The 18,997-nt window shown below is 60.7% G+C and carries 22 protein-coding genes and 1 tRNA gene; 18 read left to right on the top strand and 5 right to left on the bottom strand.

The genetic code is table 11. The features are described from left to right. The first annotated feature begins 64 nt into the window (after positions 1-64). From PJL69_RS19190 to PJL69_RS19205, 4 genes are all read left to right on the top strand, one after another. Positions 65-931: an AAA family ATPase gene (locus tag PJL69_RS19190; protein WP_271311124.1), complete on the top strand. Its 867-nt coding sequence runs from the start codon at positions 65-67 to the stop codon at positions 929-931. Continuing rightward, a complete protein-coding gene (locus PJL69_RS19195) occupies positions 931-2,121 on the top strand; it encodes a vWA domain-containing protein (RefSeq protein ID WP_271311125.1) in 1,191 nt (396 codons plus the stop codon). Before PJL69_RS19190 ends, PJL69_RS19195 begins: the two co-directional genes overlap by 1 nt. A gap of 27 nt (positions 2,122-2,148) precedes the next feature. Continuing rightward, the gene (locus PJL69_RS19200; RefSeq protein ID WP_271311126.1) at positions 2,149-2,919 is read left to right on the top strand and encodes an XdhC family protein; all 771 of its coding nucleotides are present in this window, start codon (positions 2,149-2,151) and stop codon (positions 2,917-2,919) included. Between the two features lie 130 nt (positions 2,920-3,049). Beyond that, on the top strand, positions 3,050-3,502 hold the full coding sequence (locus PJL69_RS19205; RefSeq protein WP_271311127.1) for a CoxG family protein: 453 nt from the start codon (positions 3,050-3,052) through the stop codon (positions 3,500-3,502). Positions 3,503-3,599: 97 nt separating this feature from the next. On the opposite strand, the gene PJL69_RS19210 is transcribed toward PJL69_RS19205, so the two are convergent. Then, positions 3,600-3,676 (bottom strand) — tRNA-Met (locus PJL69_RS19210). A 301-nt stretch (positions 3,677-3,977) separates the two neighbouring features. Here PJL69_RS19210 and phnC point away from each other — a divergent pair. The 5 genes from phnC (at position 3,978) to PJL69_RS19235 (ending at position 8,800) form a co-directional block, all read left to right on the top strand. Continuing rightward, positions 3,978-4,802, top strand: coding sequence for a phosphonate ABC transporter ATP-binding protein (gene phnC / locus PJL69_RS19215; protein ID WP_271311128.1), 825 nt, complete (start codon positions 3,978-3,980; stop codon positions 4,800-4,802). 58 nt (positions 4,803-4,860) lie between these two features. Beyond that, entirely contained in the window at positions 4,861-5,763 is a 903-nt protein-coding gene (phnD, locus tag PJL69_RS19220) for a phosphonate ABC transporter substrate-binding protein (RefSeq protein ID WP_271311129.1), read from the top strand. 71 nt (positions 5,764-5,834) lie between these two features. Then, a complete protein-coding gene (gene phnE / locus PJL69_RS19225; RefSeq protein WP_441347515.1) occupies positions 5,835-6,737 on the top strand; it encodes a phosphonate ABC transporter, permease protein PhnE in 903 nt (300 codons plus the stop codon). Next, the gene (gene phnE / locus PJL69_RS19230) at positions 6,734-8,059 is read left to right on the top strand and encodes a phosphonate ABC transporter, permease protein PhnE (RefSeq protein WP_271311130.1); all 1,326 of its coding nucleotides are present in this window, start codon (positions 6,734-6,736) and stop codon (positions 8,057-8,059) included. The genes phnE (PJL69_RS19225) and phnE (PJL69_RS19230) overlap by 4 nt, the downstream gene beginning before the upstream one ends. 123 nt (positions 8,060-8,182) lie before the next feature. Continuing rightward, positions 8,183-8,800 carry a chloramphenicol acetyltransferase gene (locus PJL69_RS19235; RefSeq protein ID WP_271311131.1) on the top strand — a complete coding sequence of 206 codons (618 nt, stop codon included), beginning with the start codon at positions 8,183-8,185 and terminating at the stop codon, positions 8,798-8,800. 56 nt (positions 8,801-8,856) lie between these two features. On the opposite strand, the gene PJL69_RS19240 is transcribed toward PJL69_RS19235, so the two are convergent. Continuing rightward, a complete protein-coding gene (locus PJL69_RS19240) occupies positions 8,857-10,038 on the bottom strand; it encodes an alpha-D-ribose 1-methylphosphonate 5-triphosphate diphosphatase (RefSeq protein ID WP_271311132.1) in 1,182 nt (393 codons plus the stop codon). Positions 10,039-10,171: 133 nt separating this feature from the next. After that, a complete protein-coding gene (phnF, locus tag PJL69_RS19245; protein ID WP_271311133.1) occupies positions 10,172-10,885 on the bottom strand; it encodes a phosphonate metabolism transcriptional regulator PhnF in 714 nt (237 codons plus the stop codon). A gap of 113 nt (positions 10,886-10,998) precedes the next feature. Between phnF and phnG the strand changes: the two genes are divergently transcribed. From phnG to phnN, 8 genes are read left to right on the top strand one after another with little or no spacing between them, the layout of a single operon-like run. After that, positions 10,999-11,442, top strand: a complete 444-nt coding sequence (gene phnG / locus PJL69_RS19250) for a phosphonate C-P lyase system protein PhnG (protein WP_271311134.1) — start codon at positions 10,999-11,001, stop codon at positions 11,440-11,442. Further along, positions 11,442-12,011, top strand: a complete 570-nt coding sequence (phnH, locus tag PJL69_RS19255) for a phosphonate C-P lyase system protein PhnH (protein WP_271311135.1) — start codon at positions 11,442-11,444, stop codon at positions 12,009-12,011. The genes phnG and phnH overlap by 1 nt, the downstream gene beginning before the upstream one ends. Next, positions 12,011-13,105 carry a carbon-phosphorus lyase complex subunit PhnI gene (locus tag PJL69_RS19260; protein ID WP_271311136.1) on the top strand — a complete coding sequence of 365 codons (1,095 nt, stop codon included), beginning with the start codon at positions 12,011-12,013 and terminating at the stop codon, positions 13,103-13,105. The genes phnH and PJL69_RS19260 overlap by 1 nt, the downstream gene beginning before the upstream one ends. Next, positions 13,102-13,704, top strand: a complete 603-nt coding sequence (locus PJL69_RS19265; RefSeq protein WP_271311137.1) for an HAD family hydrolase — start codon at positions 13,102-13,104, stop codon at positions 13,702-13,704. The genes PJL69_RS19260 and PJL69_RS19265 overlap by 4 nt, the downstream gene beginning before the upstream one ends. Continuing rightward, entirely contained in the window at positions 13,701-14,570 is an 870-nt protein-coding gene (locus PJL69_RS19270; protein WP_271311138.1) for an alpha-D-ribose 1-methylphosphonate 5-phosphate C-P-lyase PhnJ, read from the top strand. The genes PJL69_RS19265 and PJL69_RS19270 overlap by 4 nt, the downstream gene beginning before the upstream one ends. Next, a complete protein-coding gene (gene phnK / locus PJL69_RS19275; RefSeq protein ID WP_271311139.1) occupies positions 14,567-15,337 on the top strand; it encodes a phosphonate C-P lyase system protein PhnK in 771 nt (256 codons plus the stop codon). The genes PJL69_RS19270 and phnK overlap by 4 nt, the downstream gene beginning before the upstream one ends. A gap of 57 nt (positions 15,338-15,394) precedes the next feature. Next, on the top strand, positions 15,395-16,084 hold the full coding sequence (gene phnL, locus PJL69_RS19280) for a phosphonate C-P lyase system protein PhnL (protein ID WP_271311140.1): 690 nt from the start codon (positions 15,395-15,397) through the stop codon (positions 16,082-16,084). Then, positions 16,084-16,650 carry a phosphonate metabolism protein/1,5-bisphosphokinase (PRPP-forming) PhnN gene (gene phnN, locus PJL69_RS19285; RefSeq protein WP_271311141.1) on the top strand — a complete coding sequence of 189 codons (567 nt, stop codon included), beginning with the start codon at positions 16,084-16,086 and terminating at the stop codon, positions 16,648-16,650. The genes phnL and phnN overlap by 1 nt, the downstream gene beginning before the upstream one ends. Here phnN and PJL69_RS19290 read toward each other — a convergent pair. Next, the gene (locus tag PJL69_RS19290) at positions 16,632-17,315 is read right to left on the bottom strand and encodes a DUF1045 domain-containing protein (RefSeq protein ID WP_271311142.1); all 684 of its coding nucleotides are present in this window, start codon (positions 17,313-17,315) and stop codon (positions 16,632-16,634) included. The genes phnN and PJL69_RS19290 overlap by 19 nt on opposite strands. Before the next feature lie 52 nt (positions 17,316-17,367). On the opposite strand from PJL69_RS19290, the gene PJL69_RS19295 reads away from it, so the two are divergent. Then, complete coding sequence (locus tag PJL69_RS19295) at positions 17,368-18,513, top strand: alpha-D-ribose 1-methylphosphonate 5-triphosphate diphosphatase (RefSeq protein WP_271311143.1); 1,146 nt, start codon at positions 17,368-17,370, stop codon at positions 18,511-18,513. Here the strand turns inward: PJL69_RS19295 and PJL69_RS19300 are convergent. After that, positions 18,510-18,992 carry a GNAT family N-acetyltransferase gene (locus tag PJL69_RS19300; protein ID WP_271311144.1) on the bottom strand — a complete coding sequence of 161 codons (483 nt, stop codon included), beginning with the start codon at positions 18,990-18,992 and terminating at the stop codon, positions 18,510-18,512. The genes PJL69_RS19295 and PJL69_RS19300 overlap by 4 nt on opposite strands. Between the last annotated feature and the right edge of the window lie 5 nt (positions 18,993-18,997).

Raw genomic sequence — 18,997 nt, forward strand, 5'->3', positions numbered from 1 at the left:
CCCGCGTTGCGGGCGGGGGCCTCCGGCGGGGATATTTTGAGAATGAGAAGGTGAGGGGCGCGCGATGAGCGTGAACGATGTGCAATCTGCCTTGGCGGAAGAGGGCTATGTGGCGGATGCGCGCCTTGCGATGGCGCTGCATCTGGCGGAGACATTGGGACGGCCCTTGTTGCTTGAGGGACCTGCGGGGGTTGGCAAGACCGAGGTCGCCAAGGCGATGGCGGCGGTGCATGATACCAAACTGATCCGGTTGCAGTGTTATGAGGGGTTGGACGCCAGCCACGCGATTTACGAGTGGAACTATCAGCGGCAATTGCTGGCGATCCGCGCATCTGAGGCGCAGGGCGGCATGGCGGAGGCGGCGCTGTTTGGCGAAGACTATCTGCTGAAACGCCCGCTGCTGGAGGCGATCACACAGGCGCAGCCGCCGGTACTGCTGATTGATGAGATCGATCGGGCGGATGAGGAATTTGAAGCTTACCTTTTGGAAGTGCTGTCTGATTTTCAGATCACCATTCCGGAGGTGGGAACCGTTGAGGCTGTCACACGCCCGATGGTGATTTTGACCGCCAATGGCACGCGGGAGCTGTCAGACGCGCTGCGGCGGCGGTGTCTTTATGCCTATGTGGAATATCCGGATCGGGAGACCGAGCTGGCGATTCTGCGCACGCGTATGCCGGAGATGGAAGGCCTGTTGGCGCGTCAGATCGTGGGTGTGGTGCAGGATCTGCGCCGTGAAGAGCTTGAGAAGGCGCCGGGTGTGGCGGAGATGCTGGACTGGGCGGCGGCGCTGGCCGGGCTTGGGGTGAATGATCTGGCTCAGAGTCCGGAGGCGGTGCAAGCAACATTGGTGTGTCTGCTCAAGACCGCGGCAGATTATGATGCGGCTCCACGAGAGGTGATGGATCGGCTGATCGGGAAGGTCGCCTGATGCAGGTGACGCGGTTTCCATCCCGTGCCGAAGGTTTGGCCGACCGCATGGCGGGGTTCATGGCACATTTGCGTATGAATGGTGTGGCTGTGGGGGTGGCGGAAACCGGCGATGCGCTGGCCGCTTTGGCGGCGGTGGAGGCGACGGATGTGGCGCAGGCGCGTGAAGCGCTTTGTGTGCTGTTGTCTGGGGATGCTGAGAGCTGGCGCAAGTTTGACGACCTGTTTGATGCTTATTGGTTCAACGCAGGCAAACAGAAGCAAGGTACAGCCAAAAGCGATCATGTGAAGGTGCAGGCGGCGCGGCCCTTGTTGTGGCAGACGCATTTTGGCGAGAGTGCTGAAGGTGGCGTAGAGAGTGCTGAAGAGGCTTTGGCCCCTGATGGCGGGGACGGTGAGGCAGAAGGCACCGATGGGCGGCTGATCGCGACTGAGACGGACAACCTGACACGGCGGGATCTGCGGGAGTTGATGGATGAGGACAGCCTGCGACGTGCCGAAGCGGCGGCGGTGCGGATTGCGCGCGTGATACGGGATCGGCGCTCACGGCGGCGCAAGCAGGCGCTGCGCGGCCAGCAGCTCGACATGCGGCGCATTCAGCGAGCCTCGCTGGCACGGGGTGGCGAGCCGATGGAGCTGCATCGGCGGGCGCGGCCACCAAGACCGATGCAGATTGTGGCGCTGTGTGATGTGAGCGGGTCGATGACCGTGTATGCGCGGGTGTTTCTGGCCTTTCTCAAAGGGCTGGTGAGCAGTGAGACGCGCACCGATGCCTATCTGTTTCACACCCGGCTGATGCGGGTGACGGATGCGATGCGCGATCATGACACGCTGCGGGCGGCCTCTCGGCTGTCGTTGATGGCGGAAGGCTTTGGTGGGGGGACGGATATTTCCGGATCACTGGAGCGTTTCCTGAACGGTTATGGCGCGCGGGCGCTGAATGGGCGGACGGTCGTGATCATTCTGTCGGATGGCTATTGCACCTCTGATCCGGAGGCGCTGGGCGCGGCTTTGGCAAAGCTGAGGAAAAAGGCGCGGCGGATTGTTTGGCTGAACCCGCTGAAAGGCTGGCGGGATTATGCGCCAGTGGCGGCAAGCATGCAGGCGGCGCTGCCCTATCTGGATGCACATCTGCCGGCGAATACGCTTGAGGCGCTCGGCGCGCTTGAGCGGGAGTTTGCCCGCCTATGAAACGGCGTGGCTTTGAGGGAGGAGCGCATGGAGGCGTTTGACATATTTGATACGGTGGCGCGCTTGCGTGAAGAAGGAGCGCCGTTTTGCGTCGCGACTGTGGTGCGCACCGCTGATGTGACCTCTGCCAAAGCAGGGGCGAAGGCCGCGGTGACGGAGCACGGCGAGATCATTGGCCATCTGGGGGGGGCTTGCGTGAAACGCGCGGTGAAAGAAGCCGCAGTAGACGCGCTGGTGGCCGCAACGCCACGGATGATCCGGGTGAAACCCTCTGACAAAGTGGTGTCCTTGCTGGATCCGGATGGGGTGCAGACCTTCAAGAGCGGTTGCCCGTCGGGCGGCACGGTGGATGTGTTGATTGAGCCCTATCAGCAGGCGCAGCGGCTGGTGATTTTTGGCGACACACCAATTGCGCAGGCGGTGGCGGCCCATGCCACGCTGGCAGGGTTTCGCGTGTGTCGTGGGGATGAAGGTGTGGGCCAGATTGAGGCGCGTGATTTTGTGCTGGTGGCCTCCCAAGGGCAACGGGACAGTGATGCGCTGCGCTCGGCGCTGGAGACGCCAGCGCGGCGGGTGTCGATGGTGGCGAGCCGCAAGAAGGCAGCGGTGCTCTGTGACAAGCTGATTGCGGCTGGTTTGGAGGAGGCCAAAGTTGCGCGACTGAAAAGCCCGGCGGGGCTCGATATCGGGGCTGTGGACCCCCATGAGATCGCGCTGTCGATTTTGGCGGAGATCATTCAGTGGCGTCGGGCGGATAAAGCGGATCTGGGGGAGGGCAGCGATGAAAAGCTTGCGTGAGAAATGGCGGGCCTTTTGGGCACCGCGCAAAGATCTGACACCGGAGGAAGCGGCCGAAGAGGCGCTTCGGGTGTTTCCCAAATGTTGTTGAGATTGAAATTCTGATGAGACGAGGAAAGGCAGAGACCAGATGGAACTGAAAGACGAAATCCGCATCGCGGCCCCACGTGACGTGGTGTACCGGGCCCTGAATGACCCTGAGGTGCTGAAACAGTGCATTCCGGGTTGTGAAGAGCTGGAGCAGCACACGCCGGAGCACCTGGAGGCGAAAGTTGTGCTGAAGATCGGCCCTGTGAAAGCGAAGTTTGCGGGCGAAGTGTTTTTAGACACAAGCGGCGCGCCAGACGGGTTTACCTTGAAAGGGGAAGGCAAAGGCGGCGCGGCGGGATTTGCCAAAGGCGGGGCCGAAGTGACCTTGACGGAAGACGGTGATGAGACCGTTCTGACCTATGAAGCCAAAGCAGAAGTCGGCGGCAAGATCGCGCAGTTGGGCAGCCGACTCATTCAAGGCACGGCGAAGAAACTGTCGGCGAAGTTCTTTACCCAGTTTGCAGAGATCGTTGCGGAAGAGGTGGCTGCGTAGGGCCGGCCCAGCCGCACCTATTGGGGACGCAGACTTCCACTCACGGACCCAAAAAAGCGAAGCCCGGATGGCGATCCATCCGGGCTTCTGGAATTCTTGGTGGCGGTACAGGGACTTGAACCCCGGACACGCGGATTATGATTCCGCTGCTCTAACCAACTGAGCTATACCGCCGTAAGTGAGGTGCGATTTAGGGTGTTCCTGAGGTGGGGTCAAGAGAGAAATCGGCATTCTTATGTGACTTTTTTCAGCGCGGGAATGCGGAGACCCTAACGGCGGTGGGCTTGCGGGTTCATCGCCCTGAAAACGCAGGTGTTTGGCGCAATCCTTGGGTGGTTTACGCGGCTCAAAAATTTTTGCGGGGTTACAAAACCGTAAAATTGCGCGGAGCGCCGTTACAGAAACTTCACCGTTCTGACAATTAAGCTTTGGATTCGGCCTGTAGGCAGCGCCCATCAAATGGTGGGGATAAGCCGTGCTACAAGTGAACAAACTGACCAAAGCCTTTGGTCCAAACGTGGCTGTCGACGCGGCCAATTTCGTTGTCGAAAAGCCTGCGATGATCGGGATCATCGGGCGGTCAGGCGCCGGTAAGTCCACTCTGCTGCGGATGTTGAATCGTCTGACTGAGGAAACCAGCGGGCAGATCATCTTTGACGGCACCGATGTGACCGCGCTGAAAAACGGAGACAAGCGCCGCTGGCAGAGCGAATGCGCGATGATCTTTCAGCAGTTCAACCTCGTGCCGCGTATGGATGTGGTGAGCAATGTGCTGCATGGCACGCTCAATCGCCGCAGCGCACTGGCGACGATGTTCAATCTGTTCCCCAATGAGGACATCCATCGCGCGATTGATATTCTGGATCGTCTCGGCATTGCAGAACACGCGGCCAAGCGCGCCGAAGCGCTGTCTGGTGGTCAGCAGCAGCGCGTGGCGATTGCCCGTGCTCTGATGCAGGACCCGAAGATCATTCTGGCCGATGAGCCGATTGCTTCGCTTGACCCAATGAACGCGCAGGTGGTGATGCAATCGCTGCGCCAGATCCACGAAGAAGACGGCCGCATGGTGATCGCCAACCTGCACACGCTGGACACCGCGCGGCGCTATTGTGACCGGGTGATCGGTATGCGTGACGGGCGTATCGTGTTTGACGGCACGCCCGCGCAGCTGACCACCGGTGTGGCGCGCGACATTTACGGCGCGGATGCCACCTTTAGCGAAGCGGCCACCTCGACCGAGATCGAGACGCTGGACCGCACCGACGCAGAAGTCGGCCGCAAGACCCCCGAATTAGCCTGAGTTTCATCACACCCCACGTCACATAAGCGTGGGGTTTTTTATCAACTGGAGAGAAACGATGAAAAAACTGATTGCTGCCGTTCTGGCGACCACTGCCCTGACAGCCCCTGCGTTTGCTGAAGAAATCAGCGAATTCCGCATTGGTCTGCTGGGTGGCGAAAACGCCCAGGACCGTCTGAACAACAACGAATGCCTGCGCGCCAAAACCGAAGAAGTTCTGGGTGTGCCAACCAAATTGTTCGCCCCTGCGGACTACAACGGCGTGATCCAGGGCCTGCTGGGCGGCACCATCGACATGGCGTGGCTGGGCGCGTCTGGTTATGCAAAGACTTACCTGTCTGACCCAGAAGCGGTTGAGCCGATCCTGGTGAAAGTGAATGTGGACGGTGGCTATGGCTACTACTCCATCGGGTTTGCCCGCAAAGACAGCGGCATCGCCTCGCTGGAAGACATGAAGGGCAAGACCTTCGGCTTTGGTGACCCGAACTCCACCTCAGGCTTCCTGATCCCGTCCATCGAGATCCCTGAAGCCACCGGTTCTACCATGACCTCTGGCGACTACTTCGGTGAAGTGAAATTCACCGGTGGCCATGAGCAGACCATTGTTGCGGTGAACAACGGTGACGTGGACGGCGGTGTGACTTGGGCCGACGGTCTGGGTGAGTGGGAAGACGGCTACAACTCTGGCGCGCTGCGCCGTGCGGTTGACGCAGGTCTTGTAGACATGAACGAGATGGTCAAAATCTGGCAGTCCAAGCCGATCCCAGAAGGCCCAATCGTGCTGCGCAAAGCGCTGCCAGAAGACGTAAAAGTGAAGTTCACCGCGCTGATGGCTTCCCTGCCATCCATCGACCCTGACTGCGCCTATGGCGTGCTGTCTGGCGAAGCCAAAGGTGTGCAGCCAATCGGCCATGACGCTTACGAAGTGATCATCGAAGCGCGCAAACTGAAGTCCAACTAAGACGACTTCACCACATTGAGCAGGCCCTGTGCAGATGCGCGCGGGGCCTGTTTCCTGACTAAGGGGCTCCCATGACAGATTTGACCGGTAGCGGCACGGACCGCCGTGACGCGGGCCATGTGCGCGCGGACTACATGGCGCAGGTGCGACGCAAGCGGATGATGGATGGCATCATCCTCATCGTTTTCATCGCCTTGATGACCACGGGTTTCATGATTGCGGATGACCGCAATGCCGGTGGGTTTTGGGACGGTCTGCACCGTCTGTTTGATTTCCCCAAAGAGGTGCTGGGCGAGGCTTTTGAAAAGGCCGCTGATTTGCCTGCGCATCTGCTGAAATTCCTGCCCTCGCTGATTGAAACAATCAATATCGCGGCGGCCTCCACCCTGATTGGTACAATGCTGGGCATGGTGCTGTCGCTGCTGTCGACACGTGGCATGGCCAAGTGGCCGCGTCTCATTCCGCTGTTTCGCCGGATCATGGACATCATGCGCGCGATGCCTGAAATCGTGATTGCGCTGGTTCTGATCTTTGTCATGGGCGGCGGGCCGGTGCCTGCGATGGTGGCGATTGCTTTCCACACCGCGGGTGCGATGGGCAAGCTGTTCTCCGAGGTCAATGAAAACGCGTCTCTCAAGCCTGTGGAAGGGTTGCAGTCGGTGGGCGCGAGCTGGACCCAGCGCATGTGGCTTGGGGTGATCCCGCAGGTGGCGCCCAACTACTTCAGCTACGCCCTGCTGCGGTTTGAGGTGAACATCCGCGCCTCTGCCATCCTCGGCTTCGTGGGTGCCGGCGGTATTGGCTATGAGCTGCGCAACGCGATGAGCTGGGGCAAAGGCCAATATGATGAGGCTGCCGCGATCTTCATTCTGCTGTTTGTTACCATTGTGGTGGTGGATCAGCTGTCCTCGCTGGTGCGCGAGCGCCTGACGCACGGCAAATCTGAGCAAAAACTTGAGAAGGCCTCGGCATGAGTATTGCAGCCAATGAAACCGATTTCCTGAAGGTTCAGGCGGATCGCCATTTTGCCAGAAAGAAGCTTGTGAGCTTTGGGCTGCCTGCGCTGGTGATTGCCTATCTGACCTATATCTTCTTCATCTTTGACATTCCCGGTCTGGCACAGCGCTTTGAGGCGGACAATGCCCGCGCGCTGGTGGCGGACAGCTACAGCTACAAAACCCATGTGGCGCGTGACAACCGCTCTGGCGAAGTGTCTGTGGCCATCGAAGGGGAACGCAAAGGCACCTATCCTGAGGGCACCACTCCTGAGTGGGTCACCCTGGGGGACACCGACACGGTGATTGATCTGGGTGATGGTCATGTGGTGACTTATGGCGCGGACAATTTTGTCAGCTATGAAGTGCCGGGCTATGGCCTGATCACGGCGCAGCCGAGCCGCGCGAAAGGCGTGCAGGCGGTGCTGCCGGAGGGGGAGACCCCTGAGTGGATCAACGCCTCTAAAAACCGGATGACCATCACCACGGATGCAGGACGTCTGACGGTGACGCGCAACCGCACTGAGGTGTTCCGCTATTTCACCGGCTGGGAGCTGTTCTTCTTCACGCTCGACAGCCCCTATCACGGGATGCCTGTAGGCGAGGTGATGGCGCGCGCGCTGGGCGGTGAAGCCTCTGCGATCTGGCAGGATTTCTGGACCAACAAGATGTGGCGTCACCAAGATGTGGCCTGGGCGATCTTTGAAACCATCCTGATGGCTTTCCTTGGCACCATGGGGGCGGCCCTTGTGGCGTTGCCATTGGCGTTTCTTGCGGCGAAGAACTTTACCCCGCTGGTGTTTGTGCGCCAGATCACGCGCCGTTTCTTTGATTTTTTCCGCGGTGTGGATGCGCTGATCTGGACAATTGTTCTGGCGCGCGCTTTTGGGCCGGGGCCTCTTACAGGCGCGCTGGCGATCCTGATCACCGACACAGGGTCGTTTGGTAAAATGTTCTCCGAAGCGTTGGAAAACGTAGATCAGAAGCAGATCGAGGGTATTCAGTCCACCGGGGCCAAGCCGGTGCAGCGCTATCGCTTTGGGGTGATCCCGCAGGTGACGCCGATCCTGATGAGCCAGGTGCTGTATTTCCTGGAATCCAACACCCGCAGCGCCACCATCATCGGTGCGATCACTGGGGGCGGCATCGGGCTTTTGCTGACACAGGCGATGATCACCCAGAAAGACTGGGAAGAGGTGACCTATTACATCGTGCTGATCGTGTTGATGGTCATGGTGATGGACTGGTTCTCTGGCTGGCTGCGCCGCAAACTGATCAACGGCGACGAGAGCGGACACTGATCCGCGCCACAGAATGTGCCTTCGGCGAGGATATTTGGCGCAAGAGGAAGCGTGGTGGTTTTCCTCTTGCCAAAAATATCCCCGCCGGAGGCATAATACCTTTAAAAGACACAGGAGCCGCATATGGCCAAGCTCTCAGCAGAGACGCCGCTGATCCATCCTGACTGCATTCTGCATGACGCAACCTTTGGGCGTTATGTGGAAATTGGGCAGGGCAGCCGGATCATTTCAGCGCATTTTGACGATTATTCCTATTGTGACCGCATGGCGGAGGTCGCGAACGCCAGGATCGGCAAGTTTGCCAATATCGCCGCTTTCAGCCGGATTGGCGCAACAGATCACCCGATGGAAAATGCCTCGTTGCACCATTTCCTCTATCGCTCAGACGACTATTTTGACGATGCAGAACCGGATGCGGCGTTTTTTGCCCATCGCCAGAGCCGGGTGGCGACCATCGGCCATGACACATGGATTGGCCATGGCGCGATGATCAAGCCGGAGGTGACACTGGGCCATGGCTGCGTGGTGGCGAGTGGTGCGGTGGTGACCAAAGATGTGCCGCCTTACATGATTGTGGCCGGGATGCCCGCGACACCGTTGCGGCGACGGTTCAGCGAGAATGTGTCTGAGCGATTGATGACGCTGGCGTGGTGGGACTGGGAACACAGCCGCCTGCGCGCGGCGCTGACGGATTTCCGGGCGCTGAAAGCAGAAGCGTTTCTGGAGAAATACGGGGGCTGAACCCCAGTGCAACAAAGCGCGCCAGTGGCGCGCTTTGGCTTTCGGGTGGTGGCGGGTTATTCCGCCGCCAGTTTTGTTTCGGAGGCCGCGTCAAAGAAGCGATGGGCCACGTCGCCGGACAGATGGCTGATGCGCCCGCCCGCGATGGTGCCTTCAATCGCGTGGGTGTCCGGGTGGACAATGACGATATCGGCGCGCTGGCCCGGCGCGAGCGTGCCGCGATCGGTCATGTCCATGATTTTGGCGGCATTGGTGGAGATCATCGCCCATGCGGAGGGCAGATCGCGCAAGCCGTCGTCCACCATGCGGAAGGCCGCCTTGGACAGGGCCGGGTAGTGGTAATCAGACACCAGTGCATCACAGAGATCATCGGCCACAAGGCGCGCGGCCTGAATGTTGCCAGCCTGACTGCCGCCGCGCACGATGTTGGGCGCGCCCATCACCACGTGATCGCCAACCGCTTTGGCCACGGCTGCCGCGCTGCGCGCGGTTGGGAACTCACACACCCGCGCGCCAAGCACGGAATACCGCTCCCGCGTGTCGCCATCAGGATCGTCGTGACTGCCGTAGCGTACACCGATCCGGTCAAAGGCTTCGGCCAGCGCGCAGAGGTGACGCGGCACCTGCGGACTTTCGTCAAAGGCAGCATGGACCAGCGCCAGATGCTCTTGTGGGGTGCGCCCGGCCCCCTTTGCCCAATGGGCCAGCGCTTCTGGATTGACGCGTGACAGATAGAGCGCTTCTTCGAGGTGGTTGTTGAACACCACATAATCGACGTTGTGCTTTTCCACCGCTGCAATCAGGCGATCACGGGTGTGCACCGTATGGGTTTCGCAACGGATCTGAATGCGCAGGTCGGTCTGGGCGTGCGGGCGGTAGGCGTCCAGTGCCGCCAGCAGATTTTCCGCCGCATCTGGGCCACGGTGGCCGCCTTCCCAACTCCAGCTTTGCGCGAGCCACGCCGTGGTCACGCCGTTTGCGGCCGCATCGCGATCGGTGCCGCGCAGGCCCATGGCGACAGGGAAAGGCGCGCTGGGGCGTGGCGCGATGTGGCGTTCAAACGCATCGCCGTGCAGGTCGATGATGCCGGGCATCAACAGATAGCCGGACAGGTCAACTTCGGGCAGCGCATGATCGACAATGTGACCTTCGGAAAACGCCAGAGCGGTGTCCTGCAAAGCGCCGTCACGAAGGACTTGTGCGCCCGTCAGGCGCAAAGAGAGAGGAGAACTGGACATAAGAATGCTCTTGTAGGTGTTTTTGCTCTCTCTAGGCCTGTTATGTGTCGGCTGCGTGACGTTGGGGGATGAAATCTGCACAAAAACCACGTTTGCGCGTTTTTCTGCTATCAGTGGCAACAGATCAGGCAGGTTATTCGGTCAGCGTGAGGGTGACGCGGTCACCGGCAAACCAGGTGATGCCATATTCCACCGGCGTGCCTTCGGGATCGATGTTGATGGCTTTGGTGCGCAGGACGGGATCTCCCTCTGCGATGCGCATGTGCAAGGCTTCGGTGGCGCTGGCGCGTCGGGCTGTCAGGCGGGTGGAGGCGCGGGTGTAATCTGTGACGCCATTTTCCTTGAGCGCGGCGGTGACAGACCGCAGGCGTTCGAGCTGTGCTGCTAGATCGGGGAAACGTGCGGCGGGGAAAACGCTTTTAAAGAGTGCAATTGGGTTGCCGTCTGCGAGGGACAGGCCGTCATAGACATGGACGTCTGCGCCTTCAGGCAGCGCGAGGGCGCTTGCCTCTGCCGCATCTGCGCTGCGGGTTTCAAGGTGCAGCACTTCTTTGCCCGGCAAGCGACCAGCCTGTTCGAGGTTGCGGTGAAATCGCACGCGTTTGCCGATGGCATAGTCGGTGGGCACCTGCGCGACAAAGACGCCGGCGCCGCGCCGCGCGTGCACCAAGCCGTTGTCCGCCAGCGATTTTAACGCGTGGCGCACGGTGTGGCGGTTGACGCCAAAGCGGCCAGAGAGCTCGGCCTCGGTGGGTAGCTTGTCGCCCGGACCATAGCGGCCCTCTGCGATGTCTTCGGTCAGGGTGCTGGCGATGGATTGCCAGATCGGGGTGCGTTTGGCGCTCATGTTGCGGTCTCTGTCATGAAAACTTCATGGGGGGATGGATTGCGCGACTCGCGATGTGTCGCTAGGATTTGTCTAGTTGTATAGGAAAATAGACAAATCGACAAGGTGTCTAGATGACCGCAGAAAATCAAAGACGCGCCTGGATGTCGCTGCTCGCCAAAGCGCCTGCAGACCGGCTTTTGGCGCTTTGGCAAGAGCATGGCGCCGCGCCTGCATTTCACTGGCTGCGTGCGCCAGAAATTGGCGCGACCATGGTGCGTGGGCGCCTTGGCGGCACGGGCGCGCCTTTCAATCTCGGAGAGATGACGCTGACCCGCTGCGCTTTGCAGCTGGAGAGCGGCGCGGTGGGCCATGGCTATGTGCAGGGCCGTGACAAGCAGAAGGCGGAGATTGCCGCACTGGTGGATGCCATGATGCAGGGGCCAGAGGCGGAGGCGGTGGAAGCCGCGATCCTGAAGCCGCTGGGCGATGAGCTTGCAGATGCCAAGACCGCACGTGCGGAAAAGGCGGCGGCGACAAAGGTGGATTTCTTCACCATGGTGCGGGGAGAGGACTGATGAACGCAGATGTTCTGAAAGGCGGATTTGCCGATGCGCCGGTCGATGCGGCGCATGCGTTTCGCGCGGCGATGAATGTGATGGCGCGGCCCGGCACCGTTGAAAAGCTGGCGGGTGCTGCGCCACCCGCGCCGCTATCGACGGCGGCAGGTACGCTGATCCTGACATTGTGTGATCCGGACACCCCGCTGCATCTGGCAGGGGACTTTGATTGCCAAGCGGTGCGGGATTGGATTGCTTTTCATGTGGGTGCTCCGATTGTCGGTGCAGAAAGCGCGATGTTTGCTGTGGGCGATTGGGAGAGCCTTGCGCCGCTCACGCGCTTTGCGATTGGCACGCCGGAATATCCGGATCGCTCTGCCACGCTGATTGTGGAGCGTGAGGCGCTTGCACAGGAAGGCGCAACATTGCGGGGGCCGGGCATCAAAGAGACGGCTGAGATGGCGCTGCCGGAAACAGAGGCGTTTCAGATGAATGCGCTGCTGTTCCCGCTGGGGCTCGATTTCTTCTTCAGCTGCGGGGATCAGGTCTCCGCGTTGCCAAGAACAACGAAAGTGGAGGCGGCCTGATGTATGTTGCAGTGAAAGGCGGCGAGCGCGCGATTGACAATGCGCATGCGTGGCTGGCCGAAGAGCGGCGCGGTGATCAGACTGTGGCGGAATTGTCCGTTGCGCAGATCCGCGAGCAGCTGAGCCTTGCGGTGAACCGCGTGATGGCGGAGGGCTCGCTCTATGATCCTGACCTTGCGGCGCTGGCGATCAAGCAGGCGCGCGGAGATATGATTGAGGCGATTTTCCTCATTCGCGCCTACCGCACCACCTTGCCACGTTTTGGCGCATCCCTGCCGGTGCAGACCGAAGAGATGGCCTGTGATCGCCGGGTTTCCGCAACCTTCAAGGATGCGCCGGGTGGGCAGGTCTTGGGGCCGACGTTTGACTACACCCACCGCCTATTGGATTTTGCGCTGGCGGCAGAGGGCGAGGTGCCTGTGGTTGAGCGTGGTGAAGCGCGGGCGGAACCGACGCCGCATATCACCGAGTTTCTCAACAAAGAGGGGCTGATCCAGACAGAGGTCAGCTCGGAGGAAACGCCCGGCGATCTGACCCGCGAGCCGCTGGAGCTGCCCGCAAACCGTCCGCTGCGCCTGCAGGCGCTGACGCGGGGTGATGAGGGGTTTGTGCTGTCGATGGCCTATTCCACGCAGCGGGGCTATGCGCGCAACCACGCCTTTGTGGGGGAGCTGCGCATCGGCAAGGTTGCGGTGGAGATGGAGATCCCGGAGCTGGGGTTTGCCATTGAGATTGGCGAGATTGAGCTGACCGAATGTGAGACGGTGAACCAGTTTCAGGGCTCCAAAACCGAGCCGCCGCAGTTCACACGTGGCTATGGGCTGGTGTTTGGCCAGTCTGAGCGCAAGTCGATTTCCATGGCGCTCGTAGACCGTGCGCTGCGTTGGCAGGAGCTGGGCGAAGACAACCTCGGCGCGCCTGCGCAGGATGAAGAGTTTGTGCTCTATCACTCCGACAACATTCAGGCGACGGGGTTCTTGGAACACATCAAACTGCCCCATTACGTGGATTTCCAGTCTGAGCTGGAGCTGATCCGCAAGCTGCGCCGTGAGGCGATGGAAAATGTGGCGCCAGTTCAGGAGGCGGCGGAATGAGCCCCTCGGTTGTGGTCTTTGACATTGGCGGCGTGCTGGTGGACTGGCAGCCGCATCTGGCCTGGGCGGATGAGTTTACGACAGAAGCCGAGACACAGGCCTTTATGGCGCGGATCGACTTCTTTGCGCTCAACCTGCGGGGCGACAATGGCGAGCGGTTTGCCGATATGGCGCAGGAGCTGGAGGACCCTGAAGATCAGCGGCGGCTGGCGGACTATGTGCCCAATTACGCCAAGACGGTGGAAGGGGCCGTGGCAGGGACATGGGATGTTCTTGACGCGCTGAAGGCCAAAGGCGTGCCGGTGCATGCGATCACCAACTGGTCGGCGGAAACCTGGCCAGAAGGGCTGAAAAGTCATCCCCGCCTTGGTGAGGTCTTTGGCACTTTGGTGGTGTCTGGCGAAGAGGGCATGATCAAACCTGATCCACGCATTTTCGAAATGCTGTGCACGCGTGCCGGTGTGGCACCAGAAGAGTGCGTTTTCATTGATGACAGTCCCAAGAATGTAGATGGCGCGAAGGCCGCCGGTTGGGACGCAATCCATTTCACCGGAGCCGAGGCGCTGCGCACGGCACTGGAACAGAGGGGCTTGCTATGAGCGACTACAACTTTGCCTATCTGGATGAGCAGACCAAGCGGATGATCCGCCGGGCCATCCTGAAGGGGCTGGCGATTCCGGGCTATCAGGTGCCGTTTGCCAGTCGTGAAATGCCGATGCCTTATGGCTGGGGCACGGGGGGCGTGCAGGTCTCTGCCGCCACGCTGACGCCGGATGATACGCTGAAGGTGATCGACCAAGGCGCGGATGATACGACCAATGCGGTCTCGATCCGCAAGTTCTTTGAGAAGACCGCCGCTGTGGCCACCACAGAGGAAACCGCGCAGGCGAGTGTCATTCAGACCCGCCACCGCATTCCTGAAGAGGCGCTGCGTGAGGATCAGATCCTGGTTTATCAGGTGCCGATCCCGGAGCCGTTGCGCTTTCTGGAGCCGTCTGAGGTGGAAACCCGTAAGATGCACAGCCTTGAGGAATATGGCCTCATGCATGTGAAACTCTATGAGGACATTGCCAAACACGGCGCGATTGCCACTTCTTATGCCTATCCGGTGAAGGTGGAGGGCCGTTATGTGATGGATCCGAGCCCGATCCCGAAGTTTGACAATCCGAAGATGGAAATGGCGGCGATCCAGCTCTTTGGCGCGGGCCGTGAGCAGCGGATTTATGCGCTGCCGCCCTATTGCCAAGTGGTGAGCCTTGATTTTGAGGATTTCCCTTTTGAGGCCAGCAAGGCCGACCACGCCTGTGACATGTGTGGTGCTGAGGACAGCTATCTGGATGAGGTGATCATGGATGATGCGGGCAACCGGATGTTTGTCTGTTCTGACACCGATTATTGCGCCAGCCGCCGTGCCGCCGGGCACGTGGGCGCGCAGGCCGCAGCCCTTGAGGAGACCGCCGCATGACGCCGCTTCTGAAAGTTGAGAATATCAGCAAATATTATGGCAACCGCATTGGCTGTCAGAATGTGAACTTTGATCTCTACCCCGGAGAGGTCATGGGAATTGTTGGGGAGAGTGGTTCTGGCAAGTCCACGTTGCTCAACTGCCTTGCCGGTCATCTGAGCCCGGAGACGGGCGAGGTGCTGTTTGAGATGCGCGATGGTGCGATGCGGGATACGGTCACCATGAGTGAGCCGGAACGTCGTATGCTGAGCCGCACGGACTGGGCTTTTGTGCATCAGCATGCCCGGGATGGGTTGCGCATGAATGTGAGCGCAGGCGGCAATGTGGGTGAGCGGCTGATGGCCGTGGGCGCACGCCACTATGGCAACATCCGCGCAGAGGCGATTGACTGGCTGGGTCGTGTGGAGATCAACGAGAGTCGCGTGGATGACCGCCCGACGCAGTTTTCCGGCGGGATGCAGCAGCGCCTGCAGATTGCGCGCAATCTGGTGACCGGGCCGCGGCTGGTGTTCATGGATGAACCAACGGGTGGCCTTGATGTCTCTGTGCAGGCGCGTCTCTTGGATCTTTTGCGCGGGTTGGTGCGTGAAATGGGGCTGAGCGCCATCATCGTGACCCATGATCTGGCGGTGGTGCGTTTGCTCGCGGATCGGCTGATGGTGATGAAGGACGGCCATGTGGTGGAGACCGGGCTGACAGATCAGGTGCTGGATGATCCGCAGCATGCCTATACGCAGCTGCTTGTGAGTTCGGTTTTGCAAGTTTGACAGGTTGGGGGCTGTCTGCCCCCAAACCCCCGAGGATATTTGGGAATGAGAAATCAGATGATTGAGATTAGAGATCTGAGCAAGACGTTTACCCTGCACAATCAGGGCAGCGCGGTGATCCCGGTGATGGATGGGGCCAACCTGAGTGTGGCGCGCGGGGAATGTGTGGCGCTGACCGGGGCATCTGGTGCGGGTAAATCCACCCTGATGCGTATGATTTACGGCAACTACCTTGCCGCAGGTGGGTCTATCCTGGTGGATGGCGTGGATGTGGTGCAGGCCGAGCCGCGCGAGATCCTGGCGCTGCGGCGTGAGGTGCTGGGCTATGTCAGCCAGTTTCTGCGGGTGGTGCCACGGGTGCCGACGCTGGATGTGGTGGCGGAGCCATTACTGGCTGTGGGTGTTGAGGCCGAGGCGGCGCGGGACCGCGCGCGGGATTTGCTGACCCAGCTGCGCATCCCGGAGCGGTTGTGGCAGCTGAGCCCGACGTCCTTCTCTGGTGGGGAGCAGCAGCGGGTAAACATAGCGCGCGGCTTTGCCCATACCTATCCGGCGATGCTTTTGGATGAGCCGACAGCCTCACTGGATGCCACAAACCGCGCCACGGTGCTGGGGCTGATTGAAGAGGCCAAGGCACGTGGCGCGGCGATTGTCGGGATTTTCCACGATGAGGCGGCGCGTGATCAGGTCTGTGACCGCGAGATTGATGTCTCCGACTTTACCCCTGGCCTGCAGGGGGCGGCGTGATGGCTGAAACCTTGTTGCCTGTGTCGGATCCTGTGCGGGTAGTGGGGGTTGTTGGCCCCTCTGGCGTGGGCAAGGACACGGTGATGGAGGCGATGGCGGCGGCGCGTGCTGATGTGGTCTTGGCCCGTCGGGTGATCACGCGGGCAGCAGGTGCGGGTGGCGAGAACTCGATCGGTGCCACAGATGCGGAGTTTGATGCGCTGGTGGCGCAGGATGCTTTTGCGCTTTGGTGGCCCGCACATGGGCTGCGGTATGGCGTACCGCGTGAGGCGCTGCAGCAGGCGGGCGCGCGGATTGTACTGGTGAACCTGTCGCGTGGCGTGCTGGATCAGGCGCGGGCGGCGTTTGAGGATTTTGCCGTGCTCTCGTTGAGTGCAGATGTGCAGACGCTGGCGCAACGCCTAGCTGCACGCGGGCGAGAGACGGAGGCAGAAATTGCCGGCCGTCTGGCACGTGCAGGCGTGTCGCGCCCGACGGGGGCAGATGTCGTGGAAGTTGCCAATGATGGCGCGCTGGCAGCCACGGTGGCCGCCGCGCTTGAGGCGCTTCAGCCGGTGAGGGCGTAGCGTTGGATTTCGTGAAACATCTGGCTGTCGTCTTCGCCCACCAGGGTCAGGCTGCTCACCACAAAGGGCTGTGGCAAAAGCGGTGTGATGTGGGGCAGAAGCGCGGCCTGGGTTTGCTCGGCATCTTTGCCAAGGCGGCCGGTGAGCGTGATGTGGAAGCGAAACTCCTCCATCACGTAAGGGTATCCCCATTGCGCCAGAAGGGCTTCCTGCGCGGACGACAGATTGGCCTGACGGCGGCGCGCCAGTTCGGCCTCAGAGGGTGGGCGGCGAAACATGTCGAGCTCTTTGACCGCGCGCGCGGCCAGTGCGGCAAGCGGGGTTTGATCCCCGTCGATTTTCAGCGCCAGGAAGCTGCCGAGGCGGGACAGGGTCAAGCCGGGCAGCGTGACCGGGGCCAGTGTTGCGCAGAGCGCGGCCAGCGCCTCTTGCAGGGCGTCTGGGCTTTGGCCTTCCGCCAAAAAGAAGGGCGGTTTGATGGTGCCGTGCAGCCCGTATTTGCGCGGGGTGGCGGTGAGTTCTTCCACGGGGCGCGGAAGGCTCGTGATCTCTGGATGCGCGCGGCGTTCGCCCGTCACCGGATCCCAGCCCAGCCATTGGGCGCCAAAATCTGCCAGGGCGCCGGGCTCTGGCGTGTAATAAATGCCGTATCGTTTGAACTGCATGTTGCCTCTTTCAACCTTTTGACAGCGAATGCCAAAAATGCGTGACACCCACATGACACAAGAGATGATCCTTGCAAATGCCACCCTTGTTTTGCCGACGGAGACCGTGACCGGCTCTGTTGTGGTGCGCGATGGGATGATTGTAGAGATGGACCAGGGCGCGACGGTGCCTGCTTGTGCAGAGGATTGCGAGGGCGATTTTGTTGCGCCGGGGCTGATTGAACTGCACACTGACAATCTCGAGCGTCACATGCGCCCGAGGCCCAAGGTGGACTGGCCGCATCAGGCGGCGATTGTGGCCCATGACGCAGAGTTGGCGAGCGTGGGCATCACGACGGTGTTTGACGCGCTGCGCATCGGCTCGATCCTGTCTGATCCCAATAACAGATATGGCAAATATGCACGGGTGGTGGCCGATGAGCTGTTGTCGATGCGCGACAGTGGCGGGCTTCGGATCAGCCACCATCTGCATCTGCGGGCGGAGACCTGTTCTGAGACGTTGATTGAAGAGTTGGCGGAGTTTGGGCCGGAGGACCGCATCGGGATCGTGAGCCTGATGGATCACACGCCGGGACAGCGCCAGTTTCAGGATGTGAGCAAGTTTGAGAGCTATATTCGCGGCAAATACGCCATGGATGCAGAAGGGTTTGAGGAATACGTCGCCTTTCTGCATGGGCTGCACGACAAGCTTGGGAAAGCGCATGAGGAGGCCACGGTGGCGGAGGCCAAGCGCTTTGGCGCGGTGCTGGCGAGCCATGATGACACCACTGAGGCGCAGGTGGCGACCTCGGCGGGTTATGGCATTCATCTGGCGGAGTTCCCGACAACTGTTGAGGCGGCGCGCGCCAACCATGCCCATCGCATTGCCAATATCATGGGCGGGCCGAACCTTGTGCGTGGCGGCAGCCATTCGGGCAATGTGGCGGCGATGGAGCTGGCGGAGCTTGGCTTGCTGGACATCATTTCCTCAGACTATGTGCCGTCCTCCCTGCTTTTGGGCGCGGTGATGTTGGGGCAGACCTGGGGCGATATGGCCAAGGGCTTGCACACGGTGACAGCGGCGCCAGCGAAGTACACCAACCTGACGGACCGTGGGCGCCTGGAGGTGGGCTTGCAAGCGGATATGATCCGGTTCCGGCTCACTGAGGGCGTGCCGTCCTTGCGCGCGGCGTGGCACAAAGGGGTGCGCTCTGCTTAGAGCTTTGCGAAGGCGGGCGCGTAGGAGACCGCAAATGGGGTTTTCAGCGCGCCTGCCGCAAGTTCCAGTGCCATAAAATAAGGGCCAGCGAATTGGTTGGTGAAGCCTTTGGCGAGATCCACGGAATAGCCAAAGCGGCTGTAATAGGCCGGATTGCCCAGAACGAAGCTGGCTTGCCAGCCTTCCCTCTGCGCTTGTGCAAGCCCGTGGCGAACAAGCGCTGCGCCGATGCCTTGTTTCTGATGGTCCGGTGAAACGGACAGCGGGCCAAGACCCAACGTGCGCACCGGGGCGGCCATCGGGGAGAATAGGACCTGGCCGATGATGTGGCCGTTTTCTTCTGCGATGAGAGAGAGCGCCGCATCGCCGTCTGCGCGCAGCATGTCGATAAGGCGGGCCTCTTCTGGCTGGCCAAAGGCGGCTTTGGTGAGCGCATGGATGTCGTCGATGTCAGCGGCGGTTTCTGGGCGGATGTGCATTTTTG

The organism is Shimia sp. MMG029 (assembly GCF_027947445.1).
GTDB lineage: Bacteria > Pseudomonadota > Alphaproteobacteria > Rhodobacterales > Rhodobacteraceae > Shimia.